28 protein-coding genes are annotated in these 22,846 nt (G+C 55.8%); 23 read left to right on the forward strand and 5 right to left on the reverse strand.

The features are described from left to right. The first annotated feature begins 83 nt into the window (after positions 1-83). The 6 genes from HNP46_RS31340 (at position 84) to HNP46_RS31365 (ending at position 10,501) form a co-directional block, all read left to right on the forward strand. Positions 84-1,766: a hypothetical protein gene (locus HNP46_RS31340; RefSeq protein WP_184596929.1), complete on the forward strand. Its 1,683-nt coding sequence runs from the start codon at positions 84-86 to the stop codon at positions 1,764-1,766. Between the two features lie 13 nt (positions 1,767-1,779). Continuing rightward, positions 1,780-3,447: a hypothetical protein gene (locus HNP46_RS31345; protein WP_184596931.1), complete on the forward strand. Its 1,668-nt coding sequence runs from the start codon at positions 1,780-1,782 to the stop codon at positions 3,445-3,447. Positions 3,448-3,457: 10 nt separating this feature from the next. Then, the gene (locus HNP46_RS31350) at positions 3,458-5,137 is read left to right on the forward strand and encodes a hypothetical protein (protein ID WP_184596933.1); all 1,680 of its coding nucleotides are present in this window, start codon (positions 3,458-3,460) and stop codon (positions 5,135-5,137) included. 10 nt (positions 5,138-5,147) lie between these two features. After that, a complete protein-coding gene (locus HNP46_RS31355; protein ID WP_184596935.1) occupies positions 5,148-6,815 on the forward strand; it encodes a hypothetical protein in 1,668 nt (555 codons plus the stop codon). A gap of 17 nt (positions 6,816-6,832) precedes the next feature. Next, a complete protein-coding gene (locus tag HNP46_RS31360) occupies positions 6,833-8,569 on the forward strand; it encodes a hypothetical protein (RefSeq protein ID WP_184596937.1) in 1,737 nt (578 codons plus the stop codon). Positions 8,570-8,938: 369 nt separating this feature from the next. Then, positions 8,939-10,501 (forward strand): hypothetical protein, encoded by a 1,563-nt coding sequence (locus tag HNP46_RS31365; RefSeq protein ID WP_184596939.1) that lies wholly within the window; start codon positions 8,939-8,941, stop codon positions 10,499-10,501. Here HNP46_RS31365 and HNP46_RS31370 read toward each other — a convergent pair. Continuing rightward, complete coding sequence (locus tag HNP46_RS31370) at positions 10,498-11,172, reverse strand: hypothetical protein (RefSeq protein ID WP_184596941.1); 675 nt, start codon at positions 11,170-11,172, stop codon at positions 10,498-10,500. The genes HNP46_RS31365 and HNP46_RS31370 overlap by 4 nt on opposite strands. Positions 11,173-11,363: 191 nt before the next feature. Here HNP46_RS31370 and HNP46_RS31375 point away from each other — a divergent pair, with 191 nt between their 5' ends. The 14 genes from HNP46_RS31375 to HNP46_RS31440 all read left to right on the forward strand — a co-directional run bounded on the left by HNP46_RS31375 (position 11,364) and on the right by HNP46_RS31440 (position 16,781). Then, positions 11,364-11,618: a hypothetical protein gene (locus HNP46_RS31375; RefSeq protein ID WP_184596943.1), complete on the forward strand. Its 255-nt coding sequence runs from the start codon at positions 11,364-11,366 to the stop codon at positions 11,616-11,618. Between the two features lie 17 nt (positions 11,619-11,635). Beyond that, positions 11,636-12,328, forward strand: a complete 693-nt coding sequence (locus HNP46_RS31380) for a hypothetical protein (RefSeq protein WP_184596945.1) — start codon at positions 11,636-11,638, stop codon at positions 12,326-12,328. Beyond that, positions 12,325-12,537 carry a hypothetical protein gene (locus HNP46_RS31385; protein WP_184596947.1) on the forward strand — a complete coding sequence of 71 codons (213 nt, stop codon included), beginning with the start codon at positions 12,325-12,327 and terminating at the stop codon, positions 12,535-12,537. The genes HNP46_RS31380 and HNP46_RS31385 overlap by 4 nt, the downstream gene beginning before the upstream one ends. Beyond that, complete coding sequence (locus HNP46_RS31390; RefSeq protein WP_184596948.1) at positions 12,509-12,838, forward strand: hypothetical protein; 330 nt, start codon at positions 12,509-12,511, stop codon at positions 12,836-12,838. The genes HNP46_RS31385 and HNP46_RS31390 overlap by 29 nt, the downstream gene beginning before the upstream one ends. Before the next feature lie 74 nt (positions 12,839-12,912). After that, complete coding sequence (locus HNP46_RS31395) at positions 12,913-13,122, forward strand: hypothetical protein (protein ID WP_184596951.1); 210 nt, start codon at positions 12,913-12,915, stop codon at positions 13,120-13,122. Further along, a complete protein-coding gene (locus HNP46_RS31400) occupies positions 13,122-13,295 on the forward strand; it encodes a hypothetical protein (RefSeq protein ID WP_184596953.1) in 174 nt (57 codons plus the stop codon). Before HNP46_RS31395 ends, HNP46_RS31400 begins: the two co-directional genes overlap by 1 nt. Positions 13,296-13,387: 92 nt before the next feature. After that, entirely contained in the window at positions 13,388-14,173 is a 786-nt protein-coding gene (locus HNP46_RS31405; RefSeq protein ID WP_184596956.1) for a hypothetical protein, read from the forward strand. Positions 14,174-14,186: 13 nt separating this feature from the next. Then, positions 14,187-14,525 carry a hypothetical protein gene (locus HNP46_RS31410; protein WP_184596958.1) on the forward strand — a complete coding sequence of 113 codons (339 nt, stop codon included), beginning with the start codon at positions 14,187-14,189 and terminating at the stop codon, positions 14,523-14,525. Next, positions 14,522-14,848, forward strand: coding sequence for a hypothetical protein (locus HNP46_RS31415; protein WP_184596960.1), 327 nt, complete (start codon positions 14,522-14,524; stop codon positions 14,846-14,848). The genes HNP46_RS31410 and HNP46_RS31415 overlap by 4 nt, the downstream gene beginning before the upstream one ends. 117 nt (positions 14,849-14,965) lie before the next feature. Further along, a complete protein-coding gene (locus HNP46_RS31420) occupies positions 14,966-15,484 on the forward strand; it encodes a hypothetical protein (protein ID WP_184596962.1) in 519 nt (172 codons plus the stop codon). After that, complete coding sequence (locus tag HNP46_RS31425) at positions 15,481-15,723, forward strand: hypothetical protein (RefSeq protein ID WP_184596964.1); 243 nt, start codon at positions 15,481-15,483, stop codon at positions 15,721-15,723. Before HNP46_RS31420 ends, HNP46_RS31425 begins: the two co-directional genes overlap by 4 nt. Before the next feature lie 14 nt (positions 15,724-15,737). Further along, on the forward strand, positions 15,738-15,992 hold the full coding sequence (locus HNP46_RS31430; RefSeq protein ID WP_184596966.1) for a hypothetical protein: 255 nt from the start codon (positions 15,738-15,740) through the stop codon (positions 15,990-15,992). Next, complete coding sequence (locus tag HNP46_RS31435; RefSeq protein ID WP_184596968.1) at positions 15,989-16,498, forward strand: helix-turn-helix domain-containing protein; 510 nt, start codon at positions 15,989-15,991, stop codon at positions 16,496-16,498. The genes HNP46_RS31430 and HNP46_RS31435 overlap by 4 nt, the downstream gene beginning before the upstream one ends. 10 nt (positions 16,499-16,508) lie before the next feature. Next, positions 16,509-16,781: a hypothetical protein gene (locus HNP46_RS31440; RefSeq protein ID WP_184596970.1), complete on the forward strand. Its 273-nt coding sequence runs from the start codon at positions 16,509-16,511 to the stop codon at positions 16,779-16,781. An 18-nt stretch (positions 16,782-16,799) separates the two neighbouring features. Here the strand turns inward: HNP46_RS31440 and HNP46_RS31445 are convergent, their stop codons facing one another. Together HNP46_RS31445 and HNP46_RS31450 are read right to left on the reverse strand one after the other, a co-directional pair. Next, on the reverse strand, positions 16,800-17,567 hold the full coding sequence (locus tag HNP46_RS31445; RefSeq protein ID WP_184596972.1) for a hypothetical protein: 768 nt from the start codon (positions 17,565-17,567) through the stop codon (positions 16,800-16,802). Between the two features lie 124 nt (positions 17,568-17,691). Next, positions 17,692-18,468, reverse strand: a complete 777-nt coding sequence (locus tag HNP46_RS31450) for a hypothetical protein (protein ID WP_184596974.1) — start codon at positions 18,466-18,468, stop codon at positions 17,692-17,694. 88 nt (positions 18,469-18,556) lie between these two features. Here HNP46_RS31450 and HNP46_RS31455 point away from each other — a divergent pair, with 88 nt between their 5' ends. Both HNP46_RS31455 and HNP46_RS31460 read left to right on the forward strand, forming a co-directional pair. After that, entirely contained in the window at positions 18,557-18,877 is a 321-nt protein-coding gene (locus tag HNP46_RS31455; protein WP_184596976.1) for a hypothetical protein, read from the forward strand. A 205-nt stretch (positions 18,878-19,082) separates the two neighbouring features. Next, positions 19,083-19,664, forward strand: coding sequence for an N-acetylmuramoyl-L-alanine amidase (locus tag HNP46_RS31460; RefSeq protein WP_184596978.1), 582 nt, complete (start codon positions 19,083-19,085; stop codon positions 19,662-19,664). Positions 19,665-19,697: 33 nt separating this feature from the next. Here the strand turns inward: HNP46_RS31460 and HNP46_RS31465 are convergent, their stop codons facing one another. Further along, the gene (locus HNP46_RS31465; protein WP_184596980.1) at positions 19,698-20,108 is read right to left on the reverse strand and encodes a hypothetical protein; all 411 of its coding nucleotides are present in this window, start codon (positions 20,106-20,108) and stop codon (positions 19,698-19,700) included. Then, positions 20,105-20,791, reverse strand: coding sequence for a hypothetical protein (locus HNP46_RS31470; protein WP_184596982.1), 687 nt, complete (start codon positions 20,789-20,791; stop codon positions 20,105-20,107). The genes HNP46_RS31465 and HNP46_RS31470 overlap by 4 nt, the downstream gene beginning before the upstream one ends. A 266-nt stretch (positions 20,792-21,057) precedes the next feature. Between HNP46_RS31470 and HNP46_RS31475 the strand changes: the two genes are divergently transcribed. After that, positions 21,058-22,845: a hypothetical protein gene (locus tag HNP46_RS31475; RefSeq protein ID WP_184596984.1), complete on the forward strand. Its 1,788-nt coding sequence runs from the start codon at positions 21,058-21,060 to the stop codon at positions 22,843-22,845. The last annotated feature ends 1 nt before the right edge of the window (position 22,846 follow it).

Here is a 22,846-nt window from a genome sequence, read left to right on the forward strand (position 1 = left end):
CTGCTGTGAGACATTGGGGGAAACAGGAGTCCCTCAATTGCGGCGAAAAACAGCCAACTTGGACTCGAACAAGAGGTTGGTCAATGGCGAAATCACAGGCGTGGATGGACTTGACCGAGAAGGGGCTCGAAGAGCGCTCCAACATGGTCGCGATGGTGGTCAAACAGCTCTCCTTTGACGCCATCCTGCGCATCAAGAACATCCCGACCCTGGAGGTCGCGCCGGCCTTCATCTGGGCTGTGCTGGTGGGTGATGCTGATGTGGCTGAAGCCCTGGCCGACAGACTGAGAGGCGATACTGTGGTGCTGCGCGGCGAAGACGGTCGTTACTTCGTGCAACGCCTACCTACTGGCACCGGCCAGCAGCTTGAGTACCCGGAAATCGAGGTAGACAACCACTCCTTTGACGGGAACCGCCTGCTGCTCTGCAATTCCAGCGAGAATCTGCTGCGCCTCATGGCCCTTGCGAGTGCAGTCACCGGCCAAGACCTCATGCAGAGATCAGAAGTGACCCGAATCTTCACCAGGGGCCGGGACGAGGAGTGGATGCCCAAGGAAGTCGACCTGAAAGGGCCAGGACGCGTGCGGATGCAGCTCCCGTATGTGTCTGGTGGCCAGCTCAATCGCTGCGAGCTGGCCGTGGCCATGGCGCGCCGGCAAGCGGATGCTGGCGCATTTGGCGCCTGGTTCGAGCCGATGCTCTGCGTAGTCGACGATGCTGATCTGGAGCGCTATGCGGGGCATCTGAAGCCTATTGATCACAAGCTCAAGGTCGAGGGCTATGACGGCGACCTCCAAACGGTGGTCGAGTACACCCCGGCCGAGATCCAGGAGCTAAGCCCCGAGAAGCTAAATGAGCTGCTGCAGACGCACGAGTACATCTTCAGCCCGGTAGGTCGGGACGAGCCGCTGACTGCTCCTGATCTGGCCACCCTGCGCAACCTGGGCGGCAACCGTGCAGTTGTCATGAGCCAGAAGAAGCAAGGCCAGACTCTCTGCCTTACCAACCTGAGCTTCCTGCTGGGCCTGCCGCACGAGCCCGTGCGGCGCCAGGTGGACAATATCTACCACGGCACTCTGGCCGAGTTTGTCCCGGTCGACCTGCTCAAGGCGTCGGCATTCGGTTCAGCCAAGATCCAAGCCGTGACCTACCGCGCAAAGGGTACGAAGGTGCTCCACCACCGGGAGGTCGGTTATCGCTCCCTGCTGGCGCTGCAGCAACACCTGCCCGTGACCTACTTCGATGCATTGGTCGAAAGCGCCCGCCCTGATCACCTCGAGTTCGAGGAGTACCTGGCGTTGGCCGGCATCCTTGGTTACCGCGACCGGCCCTACAATTTCGCATTCCCAGTCACCAGGACGAACGTCGATGCCTTCAAAAAGTTCGAACTGCGGCTACCTGCAGGATCGAGCGTCAACCTGCAGCATGGAGAGAAGGACAACGTCTCCCAGGAGGAGCTCGATTTTCTGCTCGAGCTCTGTGACGGCCAGGTGCACTTCAACGGGCTCAGCCAGGAACTGTCGACTGATGGACTCTACGAGCGGCTTACCACAGATAAGGCGTATCGCATCGAAGGCGGGCCAAGGCTGGCGCTCTTCCTGCTGATGCGCCGTCATTCGATTGAGGAGTTTATCCAGCACTGCGAGACGCCTGAGCATGGCGAGGCCCTGCACGAGGTATTCGGCACCGAAGGGCTGCTGCCTTACATGGATCTCCTCAAGGATAATGTCCATACGCGAATGGCAGTAGACGTACTGCAGATCTGACGACAGAACGAGCATGGCCAACGAACATCTCTTTGAAGCTATCAAGGCCCCGCTGTCTCCTGGCATCGAGCGTCTGGTCGGCTACTTCCACGACCTGTTCTTCGGCAATGCCACGCCGATGCCGGCAAAGGTTGTCGCCTCGATTCCTGATGATGACATCTCGGCTGCGTTCGTGACCTGCTTCTACATCGGTCATGTCGAGACCGCTCGCTTGTGCTATGCCAGGCTGCAGGGCGACATGATTGACCTCAAGGTCGAGGCGGGGGTAGCCAACATCCGGCGCCTGCCTACAGGTATATCCGGCCGAGAGTGGCGCGATGTGGAACTCGATCTTGAGAAGATCGACATGTTCAGGATGCTGGGCACCTGCAGGAGCAACGCTCTCACCGAGTTGATGGCCATTACGCAGGACGTCACTGGCCAGGATCTTCTTAAGCCGGGCTTTTTCAGCGAATCCATCGCCAAGGGGCCAAGCTTCGCTATCGCTGAAGTCGAGTCAATGCCAGAGGTGCCTGCTCACGCAAGCGGCTTCTGCGTCCCGACGCTTACCGAGGAAGGCCTCACACATCCCGATCTTGCGGTGAACCTGTACAACCATGGTGTTCAGCCAGGTGTTGATCCGGCTTGGTTCAGCACGATGTTCTGCCTGGCGGATGAGGCCACCATTGCCCAACACCCCGAAGATCTTCTGCCGATAGACAGGCAGCTGTCTGTCCAGTTTGGAAACTGCAATCTGACTGGGCCGGAGCTATTGCGTCGGATGGATGATCCGGCTTGGATCATCGCGAACCAGGATGCGGTTGCTTCGTGGGCATTTGTGGCGCGTGGACATGCCATGACGGCTTACGACGCCCACCTGGTGCACCAACTGGTCGATTCTCATACCTTGCAGGGCAATCATCCCGAGGGGCTTGTTCTCTGCAAAACAACAGCACCGTTTTTGGTGCGCCAGGCCGGCCACCTCGAGTACCTAACCGATGAGTCGCTTGGCGTCTTCGAAAGGGCTCTGTGTCACTTCACGCCTTACGATCTCGTGGTATCCGCGTTGGCGCCTGTTTCAGAGGTCAGCTTGCCGAGAGCTCTAAGCCGGCTCGGGGAATTTCTCATGGGCGCTTGTGGCGCTACAGCAGCTGTGAGGGCTATTGGCGAGGCAAGAGTGCGTCGATACGCCGAGGCGCTGCAAACCGTGAAGGTCAGCCTGGAGCAGGGCATTTTCCGTGAAACTGTGCTGGGGGAAGCTCAGCCTCCACTGGCTGTCGAGATCAAAATGACCCAGACGCAGATCGGTCTGCTCAATGAGAGTGGTTTTGCATCCAGACCAGGGATGAACTTGATCCCAACCCAACCCATTCAACCTGGTTCCTGCTGGAAGCAGATGCGCGATTTCCTTGCTCTGTGCCAACCCGGTGTGAGTGTACTGGACATCCCCGTCGACATCTCCGACGAGTCGCTGTTCGACTTGGCTATCGTTGTCGGGATGAACGAGAGGGGAATGCGACAGGAAGTGGTTCACGGGCTTATGCGCGAGCGTGACTTCCAGTCCATGATCGCTCGCTGCAAAGAGCCTGATCACTGGGGCGTGATGCATTGCATCTACGGCGATCTCTACATGGAGCCGTACCTCCACGAACTGCCAAACAACCGGATGACGCAGCTGTCAGTCCAGGGCTTTGAAATTTGAGGTGCAATTGATGACAAATTCGACCCCCTGGGACGACTTCGTTTCAGTCCTGCAGGATCGGGTGAACAACAAAGGGGCCTGCGACGATTCCCTGGTGCAGCCGGCTGTCGATGGCCTGGCTGAGGGGCAGATTGCCCACGGATTCGCCCTGGCCGGGCTCCTCGGTGAACTGGCTACGCTCAAGGCCCTGGCCATCAGGCTCAAGGGGGACATGGTCGAGCTTCAAGACGTAGGGGGCGTCCTGACGGTCGCCCGAGTGGCGATTATTGATGGGCAGCCTTTCCCAATGGCTCCAGTGGAGGTCGACGTCGATCTCTTCGATGACCAGGTTCTCGATGCTTTCCATAGCCAGGTCAGCCTGAGGGACATTTTGCTGACCATTCGAGCGTCGACGGGAGAGGATTTTTCCCAGCCATCTGTATGGACGCGCCAGATCCTGAGGCATGACAATGCCTATTGGAATCAATTCTCCCAGTCCCGCAGGCTTGATGGCTGGCCGGGCACCAAGCCACCTCATCTCACCGCCGGAGGTGAACTTCACCAGCCTGAGTTGGCGATTGCCTTGTTGCTGAGCAAGCAGGATGAGGGGATTCCAGAATCCTGGTTCAGTGACATGATCTGCCTAGCCGACCCGGCGATGATATCTAGCTACCCGGATGACCTGGTGCCATTCACCACCCAGTGTCGGATTACGAACCGAAAGGCCGTTGGCTGCGAGGCCGGCGATTTCAGTCAGGAGGAGGCGCTCGCGCTGCCGGAGGAGGAGCTCGACGCTAGGTTGAGCCATGGAAGCCTTAACTTCCAGCTCAGACGAGCAGATGGCAGTATCAGCCCCACCGATGCGGCGCTGATTTACCAGTATCTGCCACGAAATGCCGTCCTCCATGACACGGCCATTGTCAACAATGGGCAGATCTACTGTCGGACGACCCCTGAGTTCTTGCTGAGGTTCCCGCATGTGGCTAATCAGGAAACTCTCACCGCCTCCGTGGAAACTCTCAAGGATACGGTGCCGGTACATGTTCTTCGGGGTTATTCCTTCACTGAAGGTTTGTACAAGCCCGCCGAGCAGGTGGTCGGTGTCTACCAAATTTCCAGGGAGTGCCAGCGCAGCGGCTTCATTCACAGGGCTGTGATGAAGCACTTGCACCCTGAACTAAAGAATCGAATCGCTACCCACCTTAAGACGAGGGATGCTGGAGGGGTCGACTTCGAGACCTACCTCGGGCTGATGAAGGCGTTTGGGGTAAAGCCGGGAGAGGTTGCGATCCTGGTTGATCCGCACCCATCCGATCTTGAGGAAATAATCGCGTCCCCTCAGCAGTTACATGCAGGTGGCATGATCAACTTTACCCGGCAACCAGCAAACGACGCTGAAAGGGAGATGATGGATGTTCTGTTGGACATTTGTCCTTCCGACATCCTGATAGGTGGCGCTCCCAAGGGCATTGAGGTCGAACGCCTGGCCTCATTTCTGACCTCCGAGAAGCAATACTCGGATCGTCAGTTGGCCGCCCTATACCTGCTCATGCGACAGCATCCCATCCAGTTCTTCGCTGAGAAGTGCACGGCCACCGAGCATTGGGAGCGACTGCACGAGGGTTTTGGCACCGAAGCAATGGAGCCTTACATCACCAGAGCACCTGAGTCGGTTCAGACCGGCATGGCGCTCGACACACTCGGTCTCTGAGGGGGTGGGCATGGATAGGAATGAAGCATGGCAGGCGTTCACCAGCATCATCGACAGCCGCTGGCTCAATGCGACACCGTCTGTAGAAGATGATCCAGCTCGAATAGCAGTTGGCCAACTGGACGAGCGCGATGTGGCTCAAGCGTTTGTTATCGCCGCAATGGTCGGCGACCTTCGGATTCTGACTTTCACCGCAGAGCGCCTGCGCGGAGACATGCTTGACCTTGAGGAGTACGAAGGTGACCTGTACGTAACCAGGATGTCGATGATCCAGGGCGAAGCCATGAGCTACGAACCTGTGAAGGTTCACCGCTCCCATTACGACGGCCAGCTCAAGCTGAAATTCTGTGAAAGCGGTGCCGAGTACATGAGAGTTCTGGCCCAAATCCAGGCTGTATCTGGGGCAGACTTCATTTCACCATCGCCTTGGGCAACGATGCTTCTCAACCTCGACTCGTATTCCTTCGGCGGATCACAGTTTGGCACCAGTGCTATGCATGGACGCATCCTTGAACTGCCTACGTTCCATGCTGGCCAGATGGCAATCCCTGAGCTACCGCTCGTGCTCTGTGAAAAGCAGCGCGCTACCAGCGGTTGTAAAGAATGGTTTGGGCAGCTTGTGTGTATTGCAGATGCAGAGACCATCGCGTTGTATCCCGATGACCTCAAGCCGATTGACCTCAGCTTCCTAGTGGTTGACGAAAACGATTGGGAAGTGGGCGGGGCCATCGACCTTCGTTCCCTCGAGAGCCTTTCGGTTCCTGATCTTGGTCTGTACCTGAAGGGGAAGGACATCGTCACCCGCAAAGTGTCTGCAAAGAACCTGCTGACTCCTCATGAGATGGCTGTTCTGAACTCCTTCGTTAAGCACCCGGTCTCCTCACCTGATCAGATGGAAAAGGGGATGAAGTACTGCCTAGTATCTTTGGAGTTTGTGATGGGCTTTGATTGCGAGGTCGACGAGGAGAGGCTGGCTAACTGCCGGGTTGGCTTGAAGAACTATGCCCCAGTTCACTGCCTTCAGGGTCTAGCCTTTCCCGATGAGGTTCAGGACGCTAACGTGTGCCGCCACAAACTCAGCTCTTTCCTTGTCGGGTGTATGTCAGGATCGATGCTGGCGAACGAGGTCACAGGTGGTTTGGCTCAGGGCCTTGTAAACAATCTCGTTGCCATTGCGTGCTCGAAGAGGCTAACGGCTGACCAAGTCATCAGCATGTTTGGAACCCTGGGTGCTCCTAAGCAGCCGGTCAGCTTGAAGGTCGATATCGACGATTTCGATCATGACAAGCTGCTGGATGCACAGGTCACGATTCCTGCCGGTTCGGACATCACCTTCGAGTCCTCTGACGATGAGCCCATGAATCCGAGTGTTCTGGAGGAAGTGATTGAGCTCTGTGAGCTACCAGTAAAGATCAATCACCTTTCCTCTGACATGGGAGGTGAGGCCTACTTCAAGGCCATCACCGACAAGAAAGTTGTGGAGAACGAGAACAGCTATATTGCTTTGAGGTTGTTCCACAGGGTAATTCCGGTTGAAGAAGTGGTCGTATTCTGCAAGGCTGCGTCGGATTGGGACGCGGTGCTCGACTTCTACGGCCCCGATGCGCTCGCGCCCTACATCGAGCAGTGCCCGGAGAGGGTGCAGACGCTGATGGCCGTATCGACGTTCGATATTTAGAAAGCCCAGGAGGGCGCGTGAATTTCGACGAAAAAGAGGTGATGGACGGGTTGTACGCTTACGAGGAGCGGAACGCCCGCCGTTGGCATCTGCTGGAAGGCCTTCAGCGCTCGACCCTCAAGGGGGAAGATGCGCTCCGCTTTCGGGGAGCCTTCGACAGCCTGCTCCACGGCATGAACGGCAATGACCTGGCGTATGCGCTGGCCCTCGCTGCAGGGTACGGGAGCCTAAGGCTCGCTCTGGATGTCGAGAAGGAACTGCGCGGCCGGGTGGTCGGTTTGTCGACCATCAACGGCGAGTATGTAGCGTCGTGCGCAGTTGATGAATACGGCAACCAGGTTGATGCGGATCCAATCCGTTTCGAGCTCAAGCTCAAGAGGGCTGAGTGCCTATCCCTCGTCGAATCAGGTGAAGAGTATTTAGCGTTGCTTCGGGTGGTTCGCCTGCACACGGGCAGCAATATCGTGAACGACCCTGCCTGGGCCAGTCTCCTACTGCCTGAGGCGCTGCAGCAGAGCGCGCCAAAAATCACCCAAAAACCTCTCATCCGCTCGGGCACCAAGATCCCTGATGTGGTGAATGGGAGGGTTTTGAACCCTTCGCTGCTGTTGGGTCTGATGGCGCTGGCAGATACCGAGGGGAATCATCCGGACTGGTTCGACGACATCCCTTGTTGGGCAGATGAGGCGAGTATTCTCGCTAATCCCGGAGTCCTGGAGCCTGTATTCCCGCTCAATGTCCTCGTGCTGAACGATGAGGAGTTGAACCAAGCCCACGGGGCGCTGCATTTCGCCAATGCTGAGGAACCCCTGCATCCGGATGTGCAGGCTGCTGTCAACGCCGGGAAATTCTCTGTAAAAGCGACGGCCGCCTTCAAGCATCGGGCGATGAAGATGAGCGAATGCCACATGCTGAACTCCATGCTCAGCCTGAACCTGCAGGGTGGCGACCGGACGCTTTACTGGCTCGACGGCGCTCAGGGGATGTACCTGTGTGTTTCGCGGGTTCGGGAGCTCCGGAAACTCCCCAGGATCAGCGAGCAGCAGGATGCTTCGGTCACCGAAGCACTGAAAACCTACTTCCCGGCCAAGGTGTTGGTATCCAAAGCGAAGGGAGATGACGAGCAGAGCGGGGTGGTAGGTAGGACGCTTTCGATCAAAAAGTTCTTCGACCAGGTAGATGATCAGCGCATTCTCGCAGAGCATGCAAAGACGACCCTGCCGTCCTGGTTCTTGGAGAAGGCGGTTGCTGTCCTGGAGCGAGGCACCATCCCCTGGAAAACCTATGTTGGCCTTAACCTTGGGTTCGGCCATCGCGTGGTGCGCTCCTCGGTGATCCTCGACAACGATTACTTGGATCGGTCTGATATGCCTGAGGGACTCTCTATCCCGGATGGCGTCAGCATCGAGGTCAAAAGCTTCGAGGAAGGGAAGGATGACGCCGACTACATCCTGGCAGAGCTGCGAAAGGTCTGCGAGCCAGGCGTGCTCCTGAATGGGCTATCAGACATGACCTCCGACGAGGACTTGTTGGCCTACCTGGTAAGCCCTGAGGTTGAGAGTGGCAAAAAACGAGCTGTAGCCCACCTTGTTGCTCGAGGAAGGCCGATTGCTACCTTGGCCAGGCTTTGCACCCGATCAGCTCACTGGGAGGCCCTGCAGGCCGCTTACGGCACTGTTGCGCTTGAACCCTACGCTGACAAACTCCCCGATGTGGTTTTGACACGCGCCGCAATCGACAGTTTCGAGCTTTAGGGCTTCTTCTACCCAGCCACGATGCTTCGACTCGTTCGTGTCGTTAATCCGGCAGGAGCCGGCTATCGGTTGGGCCATAGCGCTGGACGTATTCGGCCCGGAGCCTCTGATCCCTTTCATGGATGAGATTCCAGAAGCTACGCAAACGGCCATGGCTGTCGTGGGGATTGGCCTGTAGGATTGATCTCCACAATTTCGTTGTAAAAGCGAGGGAGCATGTTTGTTCGCAGGTTGATCAGGACTCTGGCGGCAACTTGCCGGCCCCCGCGTGGAGAGCATGTTCTGGAAGTCTGCAGTCAAGCTCTATATGACTTGATGCGAGCTAAGCTAGAACCCAGGATCTTTTCTCCCCATCGAATGGCGCAGGATATGGGCTACGGCTGGCGCAATACCTGCCGTGACATGAAGATCATGGTTTCTTGCCTCGAGGCCAATGAATGTCTGGTTTTGTTTGTGCAGGCCGTCTACTTTGCCGACGTTATGGTCTTACGGTTCCTGAACAGACGATATGGACGTGGGTGGATCCGAATAGGCACTGCAGGAACTTCACTTGAAGTGCAGGGGTTGGGGCGAACCGTAATCATCGAGATGGCTATGATCCGCAACGATGACTCATCTGCGCCTTACAACCCAAAGCAATCGAATGGGCTCCTTCGTGAAGTAGAGTACGCTTCTAATGGCCTTGCCTTGGCTGCAGGAAGTGCTTGGGGAAAGCTCCTTTTCGAAGGGTATCAACTCGAGTGCCGCCTGGGCTGGGCTGAGCGAAAGGAGCCTTCATTTTTCCCGACTCTGGATGGAGGGGTTCTTCGTAACACTGACCTGGCTCGCTACCTGTGGCGAAAGATGAAGAAGGCCCGGCTCGGGAAGAGTAGGTTAGAGACGACTCTGTGCTGGGCTACGCCGGAGATGGTTCTGGCCTCTGCCGGCGGACTCATTCCGTACCGGCGGCAGTTCGTGTTCACGCTCAGGCAGGCTGATGGAAGTATCACCGAGCTTTTGACGCGGGAACTGCTAGACCCTGCTTCAGCGCCGCTACTTACGAGATCGTATCTCGTTGCGTACCGGTGTGAGTCCGGGCCAGAGCACCAGGAACTCAGCAATCTGGATGTCCTCGCCCTGAACTCGGTCAGGTTTGGCGAGGGGAAGCCAGGCATGCTTTTCTGTCGAACAACCGTTTTCCATCTTCGTAACTACCGTTGGAAACGCCCTCGGAACTGGTTCCCCGACATTCGGCCCATCGACTATCTGCCGTACCTGTATGCCGGGGCCAGACACCTGGATAGCATCGGTGCCCAAACCTCGTGGTTAGCCGAGCATCGTGCCTCTTGCGGCAACGTGTCGATGCGTAACTTCGCGTCGAGGGAAAGCGAGAAGCAGTTGCTTGAGCTTGGGCTCCATGAGGATGACTACAATCGAATCGCTCGTCTGCACCTCATGCGAACCCATCACCATGACTCCCTTGGGGAAGGTTCGCGCTTCGGTCTCTCCAGCGGTGAGCAGGAAATGGTTTTGACCATCCCAGAAGGTGCGCGAAGGTTGAGCTGGGAGGCGGGTGTTAAGTTGAGAGTGTGGTGGCCGCCGGAGCCGTTTGACCGATTCTTTCGGGCATTCCAAAAGCTTGGGGTCAACTGGCGTCCTGTTGAAGCCTTCAATGGAAGCGACGGATCGTTGAGTTTTTTTGCGCAACCGGACGAGCTCTGGCGCTTTGGGAAGGCGAGGGTCGGTGAACTTCTAGAAGTTGGCTCCCTTGGCCCCGTTTGCTTGGCGCTGATGCGAAAGAGGGGAGTCGAGGCCTTCAGCCATATCCTGCTCGCTGACCCATGCTGGGAGCTGGCTATCAAGGCATTTGGGGGCGAACAGCTTGTCGACTATGCCGACCATATCCCTGAAGAGCTGATCACCCAGGTGGCAGTTGACGTGCTCGACGTTTAGGGCTCGAAACCTTCGTCCCGGCGGGTGAGTGCAGCTACGAAAGCTTTCCCGTCGTCGGTGAGCTGGCTGGAGTGCTCCAGATCCCCCAGGAACGCCTTCGCCCGGTCGAAAAGCTCGGTGGCCAGGCCCTGGCCCCGAATGGCCGAGTAGACCATGTGCACGCGACCGCTCTCAGTGCTCAGGCCGCACACAGCTTCGCCGTCGCGGAAGAGACGAAAACGTGGGAAGGGGCCCCAGGTGTACTCCAGGTCGTCGGCGATCATCTCGGAGCCGCCCTCGATGCCGAAGGTGCCCCGCGCCATGGCCGTATTTGCCGGCAAGAGCACCCTGGCCAGTGCGTCTCGTGCGATGTGGATGGCCACGGAGGGGATTGGCTCAAAGTAGGTTGGCTCAAGGCCTCCTTCGGTGAACAGATCCTCATGGCCCTTGCTCTGGATGAAGTACACAACGTGCCCACCCAGGTCGCACCGATAGCACCCAGAGGTCTCATCATCCATGAGGTGCTCGTCCAGGGGCGCTCCCTCCAACAGATCCTCCAGGTCGCATAGGTCGCTCAGCTCTTCAGGGGAAACCCTCTGTGAATTGAGGAGCAGCGTGTGCACGATCTCGTCGCCGTTTTCTTTGCGGGAGAGGCGGTGGGTGTCGGTGGCGAAGAGGAAGGGTTTGCTCATGTCTGGCTCGGGTCGGTTGTTACTTCGATGATGCCCAGGCAGCCGGAGCCAAGGCAAATGACGCCTGCAAAAGAAGGTTGATTGAAAGTATACTTTCAGGGTTCTCTTGTAAAAACGAAACTTAGGTTTCAGAATTGGGACATCGAAAGGTGCCGCAAGCTCAATGCTGGCGCCGCGAAACGGAGATTCGCTTGAACGAATTCACACCCAACCAAAAAGCTGCGATCAAGAAGCTTGAGGCGGCACTTCTCAGTTGCAAACGTGCCGGCCTGGTTATCGTCGGGATCGATGATGGTCTCGTGGCGACCATGGGGGATGAGTCCTACTTCGACGAGGCGCAAAGTACCTCCAGCGTCGAAGCGATGCTGGATCGTATGCATGGTAGAGAGGCTGAGACCCATGCAATCAAGTCCTACGGCATTTACCTCGACAGCGGCGCGACCTGACTTTTTGGAGTTCACCTATGAGCAACATCGTCCAACTGGAGCCTGACTTCGAGAAGATCGCGGTGATGGTTCCCCAGATTTTCGATGGCGACGCCCTGAAAGTGATGCCCACGGCGTTCTACCGTCAGTTCGACCGTGACACGCTCTCCATGATGTGCGTGATGTCCGGCTTGTACTGCCTGCCGACCTTCGAGCTGCTGGATGTCCTGAACCAGCTCATCCTGGAGGTAAGCCCTTCGCGTAACGTGATCGAGGTCGGAGCCGGCAATGGCGCCTTGGGACGTGGCTTGGGCATCACCATGACTGACAACTACGTGCAGACCCGGCCCGAGGTGATCAAGGCGCTGGAGAAGGCGCAGCACAGTCCGGTCTGGTATGGCCCTGATGTTCTGCAAATGGATGGCAACGCTGCGGTCGACCACTACAAGCCTGAGGTAGTGATAGGTGCCTGGGTCTCGCACCGTCATGACCCGAACCATCCAGAGCTGGGTGGCAACATCCAGGGGGAGGGCCTCGACGAGGAGGCCATCCTGTCAAAGGTGAAGCGGTACATCGTGGTTGGGAACAAACACCAGCACGGCAACAAGCCGATCATGCCGCGCGTCACGAAGGTATTGCAGGGCGATTACCTGGTGTCCCGCTCGCATCGCTTCCAGGCAGAGAACGCGATCTTCGTCTGGGATAACCCGGCCAGGGCAGGTGAGGCATGATCAAACGACTGACCCCGGAGGAGTTCCGGGAGCTGTACGTCAAGAAGGGCTGGAACACGCGGAACCTGTCTCTGTTCTGGCGTATGACGCCGCAGTGGCTGAATCGCTTGGTTGCAGACGAAAACCGTGCTCAGCACTGGGATGATGCCGTTCGCGGCCTAAAGAAGTTCAGGAAAGCGTATGTGGAAGGTCTCCCCCTGGCTGTATGAGAGCATCCTCTACCGGTTGCTGATCAAGCCATTGCTCACCTGGGTGCCCGGTCTGTGCGGGCACTTCTACAAGCCCGTTTGCTGGGTTGAGCAGCATCCGTATTCGCCGATCCACGGCCGGCGTGTGTATCAGCAGTACACCTGCGAGCACTGCGGCAAGAAGACCAAGATGATGGGGCAAAAGGAGCTGAAGGCTTTCCTGATCAAGCATTGCCCGACCTGGGGCCCGCCGGGCGGTGACTCGCAGGGATACCGGGATGCAGACTACGCCTGGGATGACGAGCGAAAGCCGAAACTATAGTTTCAAATCCACTTGAAAAACATTGCGCGTTGTGACACAATGACACCATCAAAACGAGTTTAAAGGATTAACACATGTCCGAACGTGAACGCCTTCCGGCTGGCGCCGTCATCTCCTACGCAGACGAGCTCGCAACTGTCGTGGAGGACTTCGGAGGCAGTTCGCTCGATGTCATTGCCGGCGGTATACGCCAGAAGTGGTACTGGAGCTTCGACGGGGAAGAGTGCGTAGTCGTGTCCCGTCCGGACACGGAAGCTGTCGATCTGAACCAGGGTGCCCTGTAATGTCTGCAGCTCAGAAGTGGGTGGTGAAGGTCGTTGAGCGCAGCACCGGCCGCGTGGAAGAGTCCATCAAAGCCAGCCATGAGCGTGTGGCTGACAAGATTGCGGCTGGCCTCGAAATCAACCTCAATCACGACAAGTACGATGTCGTTGTCGAACCTCTGAAGGTCGAGTAATGGCGATGTCACCTGGGCGTCGCCTGGCATATACCGTCATCGGGGTTTGTGCGTTCGTCGTGCTGACTCTCGTACTCCTCGGGACAAGTGGCATGGCCAAGCGTCGAGCGGTCACGAACCTGTACCTACCCGGTACCGAGGGATTCAGGAAAACCGAGTTCATTCGCGACGTCGTCCCCAAGAGTATGCGCATTGTCTTGACCCATGAGGGGCACCCGGAGACCTTTGGAACAGGCTTGGATCACGATGCAGTCAAGAAGGCTGGCATCTCGGAGGACTCGCTCAAGCGACTTCAGGCAGTAAGCCTGGGGAAGCAGACTTATCAGCGCGTCGCCATGCATGTTGTTGTGGACAGGGGACTGCCGGAGAACAACCCAGAGCCGACCCTTTGTGGCGTCTTCATTCGCACACCGGCCATTGAAATGGGCCCTTGGATGCTCAATCTGACACACGAGGCAGTGCATTGCCGTATCAGTCTGCTCCACGCCGATAAAGCCTACATCAAGGCAGTAATGCCGGCAGTGCGGCTGGAGTCTACGATGCTCCCTGGGATCAAATACGGCTACTTCGAGGAAGTGGTGGTGACAGGTGTTCTGATGGCGATGCGGGAGCGGCCGGATATAGCGGCCAGAGCGCGCAACAAGACGATTCGTTCTGTGGCTCGCGGGGTAAACTACGAGGGCTCCATTGGCTATCACACTCAGCAGCGCTTACTCCAACTTTGCCCGACCATGAATGACTGCAGCAGTGATCCGACCACGATGGCCGGCATAATGACCAGTGATGCGGAAATGCTCAAAGCCATCGAAACTGACTTCAAGTGGTTTGAAACCCATGACTTGAGTGTCCAGCACAAGACCGTGGCGCAGAAGGACTAGAGGAGAGAATCGCATGGCCAACTATCCCGAATGCCGACTGGTCTCTGATGAGCAGGGAAACGCAGTCATCGTTGCAACAACCATGAGCTATCCCGACAAGGTGGATGGGATCTACTACACCCTCCATACAACTGAGGGGAAGCTGGTAAACCACGGCCATACAACCGCTGACTTCAAGCAAGCCATGAAGATCGGTGTCGCTGCCGCACGTCGCTGGTTGTTGGCTGAGCGCAAGCGCAAAGAGAAGGCTTCGACTATCAAGCAGGTGGTGGCCAAACCGAAGAAAAAACGCGTGGGTGAGGTGGAGCCCAGTGCAGAGCTTCAGAAAGCCTTCAATGTGCTGCTGAAGTGACCATGGACGACCGGCCGTATATCACCTACGAAGGGATCTATATCCTGGGGGCTGACGGAATCCAGATCACCCCTGAATGCATCGACGAAGACGTTGAAGCTCCCCTGGCGATCCTCCCAGATGACCGGAAAATCCTGGTGTGCGAGTGGGAGAAAATCAACTGCGGTGATGGTAAGGCCACCACCGGGGGGACTACTGAGATTCAGCTTTGGTCTGGTTTCCTGGTAGCTGAATCGCAGCCGGGCCTCTTCAAGGCCATGCAGGATTCTGGCCGGTCTACAAACGCCTGCGCGAGGAGCGCCTGGCAGCCAGAAAGGGGATGAAGCGTTGGGATCTGTACATCCGCTCCCAAACATACGAGCTGGCGATGAACCCCGAAATCGCTGAACGTGTAATCGAGGAAGGCTGGGAGCCGGTACTGAGGTCAATTAGGACATAACATGCGCAAAGAGATCACCGACGTAAGCCAGGCAATCGCTGCCGTCACTGACATCCTGATGGCGATCATCGCTCGCATGGCGATGAGCAAGAATCCTGGTAAGTACGAGCTTAAGCGGCACATCCAGATTGTCACTGCCGCAGTTAAGCTCATGCGTCAGTTTGACGTGAGCCCAGAGGGGACTCAGGTTGCGGATCTGGCCAAGTTCGATGGCCGCGTGGATCTGTGGGCTGCCCAGTACGGGAACCCGATGGAGATCACCATGCCTCCCATGTACGGCACCACAAAGACTGCCGGTGATGCTCTGTTGTTTCTGGCTGAGTGCGTTTTCGCCACTATCGAAAGCCTCACCAACCTTTCTCGTCCGCCAAAGCAGCAGCTGGTTCAGCAGATTGGTGCCGGCCAGGTGGCCTACGATGCGCTGGTGAAGTTTAACGTCGACCTGTCTGGAGCCACATCTCGAGCGCTGGCCGTCCAGAAGGCCGGTGGAAGCGTGCAAGCCTGGGCGGATAGTCAATGAGTGCTCCCAAGCGCAAAAAGCTCACCAAGGGACAAATGAAGCGCCTGGTGCTGGGTGTAAATGGCAGCTACCTGATGTTCGGCGCGCCGACCGCGTGTTTTGACAATGAACTTAGCGACGCTGAGTCCGATGCCTTCCAGATGGCCCAGGACGAACTCGCCCGCTCCATGCTCAAGCGTGCCGGGCTAGACCGCCCCATGCAGGCCCATGAGATCCTGGCCAAGCTTCTGGCCGAGTAAGGAAACCGAAGACGATGGACAAAGAAATCAGGAACCTGGTGGTGTGGTCGGAAGGTAACGAAGTGAGCGGGCAGGGTGGGAACACGGCGTTCGTCACTGCGCCGGATTACCTGGCAAAGCTTCCGGCCGGCGAAGAGCAGAAGGCTCAGCTCGAAGCGTTCCGCCTCAAGATCATTGAAGCCTTCCAGGTGTTGTGGCCGGGCGAAGTTGTCGATGCACAGTACGACTACGAGATGGCCGCTGAAGACGCACGGGTTGATCCTGTATGAGCTATCCCCTGGGCCAGGTCTTCAAGGCGCTGCGACTTTCCACCGGCTACACCCAACCTGAGATCGAAGATCACCTGGAAGTGAGCGGTGGCTTTTGCAGCAAGTTCGAGACGGGTCAGAACGGGATCACGCTCGAAAAGTTGGAGCGGCTGATGGAGTTCTATGGCCTGAGCCTCTCTGGCCTAATCATCTACGCGGCCAACCTGACGCCCGAGTACCTGCATCGCGCCGGCAAAGGTGATGTGCCCGAGCCTCAAAGCTCGGCTGAAGAAGACCGTTACCCGCGACAAGACAAGGAAGGCTGGCTGCAAATGACTCCGACAGTGGCGATCAAGCAGCTGGCCGGTGATCCCATGCTGGTAGTTCGTAGCTCCTTCGAGAAGCCTAGCTTTGACCTGATCTATCGCGAGCAGGTGCAGCGCGGCTACAGTAGCGACTTCGAAGCGAAGAAGCAGGCTCCGGCCTTTGCCAGGCGAGTCCTCGAATCGCTCGCTCAGTCGCTCTAGGAAGCCGCTTATGTCCAACACCAATCGCGCAGCCAAGGCTGCGGCCAGGCAGGGGCGAACCTTCGCCGAGAAGCTCTTCGAGTCTTTCCTCGAGGACGGAATGCGAGGCCCCAATTGGAACTGGGATGAGATGGCCGATCATGCCGGCGAGTTGGCTTGGTGCCAGGTGTGGGTAGAAGGGGATTACAGCAAGGAACAGCAGCGAGAGCATCAGGACATCGCGAGGAAAGCTGCCCAAGCCAAATGGCGTGCGTTGGTCGAAGAGCAAAAGCCCGGCAAGTAGCCGGGCTTTTTCTATCCGTTATGGGAAGTCAAACTCAACGCGGTCTCTTTCTTCCCTTTGAATTCCACACCCACCCCAGGTCTCTTTATCCCAGAACCCTGGAATTTTATCCTTGTACTTTTCACTCAATGTCACATAGCAGTCTGAAAGAGTTTTCTTTTCAGTGTCATTAAGCCCTGTTTTTTCAAGCAAAAGCGTCCTGAATAACAATGGCGAATGTTCTTCTGCAAATTTCCTTTTTCTTTCCTGCTCGGTCTTATCCCAGATCTCGGTGGAGAATCTTAGGAGCGTGTATAGTTCGTAATCAGGAAGATATTTCGCTGCTTCTAGGAAAACTAGATTTGCCTCCCTGAAATCGGCAATGTCGTTTAATCGTGGGTCTTGCTCTTCGTACATCACCTTGTGCCTTTCAGTTTCCAGGCGAATCAAGTTTGCTCGAAGCATGGCATAGGCAATTTGGCTTCCTTGCTTGGCAACAACTTGTAGTGTAGAAATACAACCAGCCCTGTTCGTTTCGCAGGTTTGGAAGGCATCAAGTGCGATCAATGTCCGTTGCTGTTTGGCGCCCCATGTAATTCCGGAAATTAGCACGAATACACAAAGCCATACGATCCCATAACCGATTGCTACGCCGACAAAAATTGACGCCAAGGCTCTAAGGGAGGCTTTCAGAGGTGAGGTGGCTTTGGATTGAGATTTCTGACGAGTGTTCGTTATCCAATTGTTCGTCCGCTCGAAGAGCTTTCGAAGTGAGCTTGCATTTGCTGCTGCATTGTCCTGGTTCATTTTGTGCCTTGGCTATTATTCGATAAAAAGGCGCCTCCTTGGCTTCCGTCTATTATTTTAAAAATATTAGAGGAATGGTGTTGGAATATGCTCTTTGGGGTTTAACGAGTCGGTTCTAAACACCTCAGTTCTGCGAGTAGTCGTAGCGCGGGGCATAGTGCTCGTCACTGTACTCCCACAGAGATCCTTCAGACGCACGGTGGATAGGCGCTACTGTCTCCGAGCAAGCTCCGTAGGTGCGCTTTTGTACGTAGTCCACGATCAGCCGATGCTTGCCACCGAACCGTCTGTCGAGCTTGCTCCAGCAGGTACGCAGCTTGGCTTGCTCTTCCTCCGTTAGACCACTTTTGGCCTCCAGCCTGGCCGATTGCTTCACCCACGGAGTCCATTTTTCTTCGATGCTGCTTAGCCATTCCTGTCTAGCCTCCTCGGAGTAGAGAAGCTCTTCCGCACCAAGCAAGTGATACAGCTGATTGTCCGAGAGGTATGCGACCGCATCCAACATGAGGCTATCAGCTGCTCTGAAGTCGAAATCTCCAAGACGTTCAGGGTCGGACACCATCTGGAGTTTCTCAATTTCGGCTGTCCGGTAATGAGCCATCAGGATGATGTAATTCAGGTAGGAGCCCTGCCTGGCCACTGCCTTCGACATGGGAGTGCATGTATCCAGGTGTTTGTAGCAGAAAGGGTCATCCGTGTTGATCCCGATCCTGGCTGTCTCAGTGTCTGCACCAATGAGGTATGCCTTCTCGACAGACCAAAGCCATGCAAAGCCAAGGCCGGCAATTACTGCCAGAACAGCGACGAACAAGAGGACGACCCTGGTAAGCCTTTGCTTACAGGATTTCTTTGCAACGGAGGGAGTTTCTGCGGACGTGCCTTCTGGAGTGGTGGGGAGCATGAATGCACCTTCTTGTTGTTATTCGCGTAATGATCTTTTACGATGAAATTGAAGTCAATTAGGTTCGATATTTTCCTGGTAATTGCACATGCAGAACTCCGCTCGCGTGAAGATGTACGACCAGCAGCGCCCCGCGAGGTCAAGGCAGCTTGTCGATGAGTTGGGGTGCCTGACCCAGCGCGGTGACCTTGCGCCTGCAGCCAACGACGACTACTTCAAGGAAGTGTGCTTTATCGCCGACGAGTTCGGTGTGGCACCTGGTGACGTGCGTATTGTCGAGGTCAACGGGGGTGAGCTGGCGATTCTGGTTCACTGGCAAGGAAGCGAGAGCTGGCACGGATATATTGATGAAAATTTCTACCAAGCAATGGATGGACTATCGATTTGGTACGGTAGCCCTCGGTTCTGAAAGTCGCCTGCCCTTTACGGTTTCATATCCTGTTGATTCAATATTGATACAGTCAGGGGCCCTGACTTTCTCGCTATATTTCTTGTTATAAAATGCTCTTTGTCGATGCAGTCTTCTCTGTCTAAATTTACGCTGCCTTTTGCATTATTCGGTTAGCGTTCTGAATGGGAGGCTCACTTCAATAATCATTGATGGGAGATCGATCATGGATTGGGAGCATGAGACGGACAAATGGCCGTTCGTTAAGGCTAAGCATTTCAATGCAATCAAGGATGTTAGAGACGTGAGGCTGATCGTCATTCATTCTATGGAGGCTCCTGAAAAAGGTGATACGGCAGAAGCTGTAGCAAAATACTTTGCCACCACTGCCACCGAAGCGTCCGCTCACCTTTGCGTGGATAACAACAGTATCATCCAATGTGTGCTTGACAATGATGTTGCTTGGGCCGCTCCAGGCGCCAATCACGATGGTGTACACATAGAGCTTGCTGGTTATGCAAAGCAAGAGGAAAAGGAGTGGCTGGATGCATACAGCGTACTTGTGCTGGAAAACGCAGCAGAAGCTACGGCTCAATACTGTTTGAAGTATTTGATACCGATTCGCCATCTGACGGATGCTCAGCTTAATGTGAAGTCAAATCGTGGGATCGTCAGTCATGCCCAGGTGTCCAAGGTCTTCAAAAAGAGTACTCATACCGATCCTGGATCAGGATTTCCCTGGGATCACTTTATGAGTAGGGTTCTTGAGAAATTCAATCAGAGAAAGAAGCTTCTTGGTCTGAACTAGAAAAATAGGGCGCGATATGGCGCCCTATATTTTTCATTGAATTCTATTGTCGTAAAGCTTCTGTTGTTTTTGTAACTCTTTCTCAAGATCCTGGCTTGGGAGCCAGTTCCAATGGAATTTTCCTGGTTTGATTTCGGTCGCCTGAGGTGGGGGAGTCGCCTGAAGACTTGCAATCTTTTTGTCGATCTTTGGTATGTAGTTTATGGCAGTATTGCACTCCGTATTTCTATCAACCGACATAATTCCTGCCTTTGTCGTTTCTAGAACTACTCTGTCAGTTTTTGCACTGTAAGCTATCGAGTAAAGGTCGTGGCTGATTAGCTCGGCCTTTGAGCAAAGATCGTCTTTCGTTATGCCTTCCGTTTTTGTTTCGTCTGCCCAAATACCGCTGAACATCAAGAATCCTAAGACGATGGTTATGCCTTGGGTCGAATTGTTTATCATTGCTTAAGCTCCTCCTTTTGCTCGGCACCTGGGCCGACCTGGTCAGGCGGGGGCATTTCGTAATTTTCAGTCTCAGCCTGTCGCTGCTCTGAACTGGCCTGACTTTCGTTAGTGATTGGGCAGTCAAGCGACCCTGATTTTATTATTGCAATTCCTATAATCACGCAGCCGAATATTACGGCTACTATTCCTGGCGAATACGCGCCAATCGCCACTGCTGCGCTATTTTTAATCGGCACCTGAAGATTCGACCCTTCTGCTTCACTTTTAGGTGGGGAGCCGTATGACGCATTTACTGTTGTTGCTTTTTCGTGAGCAAAGAATGATATGGCGATTCCTGCAAAGCAGAGCGATGCTCCTACAAGTACGGATATTCCTTTTAACATCGATGACGAAACAATGGCCATTGCGCAAAGTTGAAACATAATATTTGGCGTGGCGGATTGTCTTTCAAGCAAGGAGTACACGCCAATTCCTATGAGCGTAATATTGGCTAGAATCCCGATGGATATAATCCAGAGGTTACCTGCTGCCGCTGTCCATACTCTGGCTTGCCAAGCCTCGGTTTTTGTTTTTTCTGGTTTTCTTTCTGCAATTGGCGGATTGTCCACTGATTTCCGATGTTCAGAGGGAGGGTTTTCAAGAGGTGGAGAGATGGGGGCTGGTTCTTCATTTTCAGGCATGGAGCGATCCCTGCAGTTGGCTGCTGAATTTGCTATTTGGTTTAGCTATGGAGACGATGACCGTCAAATTCTGGTCGTGATCAATCGGAATTGGAATAATCGCCAATTGATTGGCGACCTGCAGTTCCTTAGTAGTGGGGGCGCCTCGCGCCCTTTGGTGGCTGTAATTTAGTGGGAAAGGGGCTACTGGTTGTTCCGCTGGCTCCGGGTGCGCGATCATGGATGAGGGGTCGCAGAGCGCGCGGCCGGCCGCCCTGGAGTGCACCTTGTCTACACCGCCCAAAATCCTTACCGACGACCAAGCCAGAGCGAAAAGCCTCTACCGTGAGCTCGTGTCGAAGAAGCGCTACGACGGCTCTGCCTGCAGGGATCTGGCCAACGGCAAGGCCTTGGAAGCGGAACAGCTCAGTCTGATCGAGGAGCTTCCCGCAGAGCTGGTTCCGGGAGCCATGACGGAAGCCTTGCTGCTGGGTGATCTTCCCCTGGCGAAGGAGATCTGGGCCCGCAGGAAACCGTTTGCAGTCGAGATCACATACGACAAAGCGCACGTACTTCAGAACGGATCTTCGGTCGAGTGGATGTCGAGTCTTCCATCGTTCCTCATGGTTGGCGACGACGTAGATAAGCTGGGTGTCCTGTTTGAGCTGATCCGCGAGGTCAAGGCGGACGGTCTCATCGGGGCCAATGGTGCCTGCTCGTTGATGTTCCAGTACTCGAGCATGGGCGCGGCTGAATCTTTCTGCACCGAGGAGCCGGCAAACAGTGGAGCTCAGATCCCGGAGCTTTCAGCTGGCCAGGTGACGCGATCAGCTATGGTCTGGGCCCTGGCCGAGAAATGGTACTCGGGCATGAGGGGAGGGGACGAACTCCTCTGCTGGGTTGATTCTGCGATGGTTCCAAACTTCCCCGAGCATCTCCATCCCTATCGGCCCGTCCGCGAAGTCGTTTACCACGACCTGCAAGACGCTGCAGTTGATCCTCACACCAGCAAGTACAAGCTCTTCCGCTGCGATCTCGATGCATTCGATGCGGAGATGGCCGCCCAAAGCCAGCCGGCGTTCTTCCTGAGCAGCGCCCTGCAGACTGATGAACACCCCTGGACTCACCGATACTTGGTGTCGAGCATTGACCTCAAGATTGCACCGGCATATGGGTCGCCAAAAGACGTCGATCATTTCATCGTCGGCACTTTCCTCCCAGAGCAGTACCGGCGTGGTTTTTCGTTCCCGAAGGGGAAGGTGCTCTGCCGTACAACGGCCGCATTTCTTCGTGAGTTCGCCGTTGAGGCGCCTGACGATACAGCCCTGCAGGTAGCGCGGGAGGCCATCCGCAACTACGCGCCCCTGGCACGCATTGCCCAGTGCAACGCATCCAGCCCTGGGAAGCCGGACTACGCCCTGGAGCACTCCAAGCACTCTGGCTTCGCATTCCCGAGGGTGCTTTGTTCAGACCTCATCAAGGCATGTGACACCACCCCATTGGGCCAGGCCTATCTGACTGAGGTGCCCAAGCACCTACAGCAGATGGTCATCAGGGAACTGGCTTTGGGCTGCAAAGAGAGCAAGCTGATGCACCGAGCCAACGCCTACTTTGGTGTCAAAACCAACCAGGTGAAGCTGATGCTTACGCCCAAGGAAGCACTCGGCATTGGCGTCGATGATACCGGCCGGCCGACCTATCGCCTGGCTGTCAGCACCTCTCTGGAGATCGACAAAGCTGACCACACCATGAAGGACGGCAGTGTGTTCTACCAGGCCGTGCGCAAGGCGCTGCGCTACGCCGACGGCGCAATCTTCATTAACGACATCGACACCTCACTGGATGCTCCTGACGTGCTCCTGGGCTGCGTTGGCAAGGAATCCAACCACGATGTTGCGGTCTATCGCGAAATCGCCAGGCATCGCGGTTTGGAGTCCTTTGTGCAGTACCTGGAAAGTCCGGCCCAATGGGAGGTAGCGACAAGTGTGTTTCCTGCGGGCGATTTCATCCCCTATGCCGATCAGGTGCCAGACAAGCTGATCACTTCCATTGCCTCAGACATCCTGGAGCTGTAGG

It is taken from the genome of Pseudomonas nitroreducens, assembly GCF_014204515.1.
Taxonomy (GTDB): domain Bacteria; phylum Pseudomonadota; class Gammaproteobacteria; order Pseudomonadales; family Pseudomonadaceae; genus Pseudomonas; species Pseudomonas nitritireducens_A.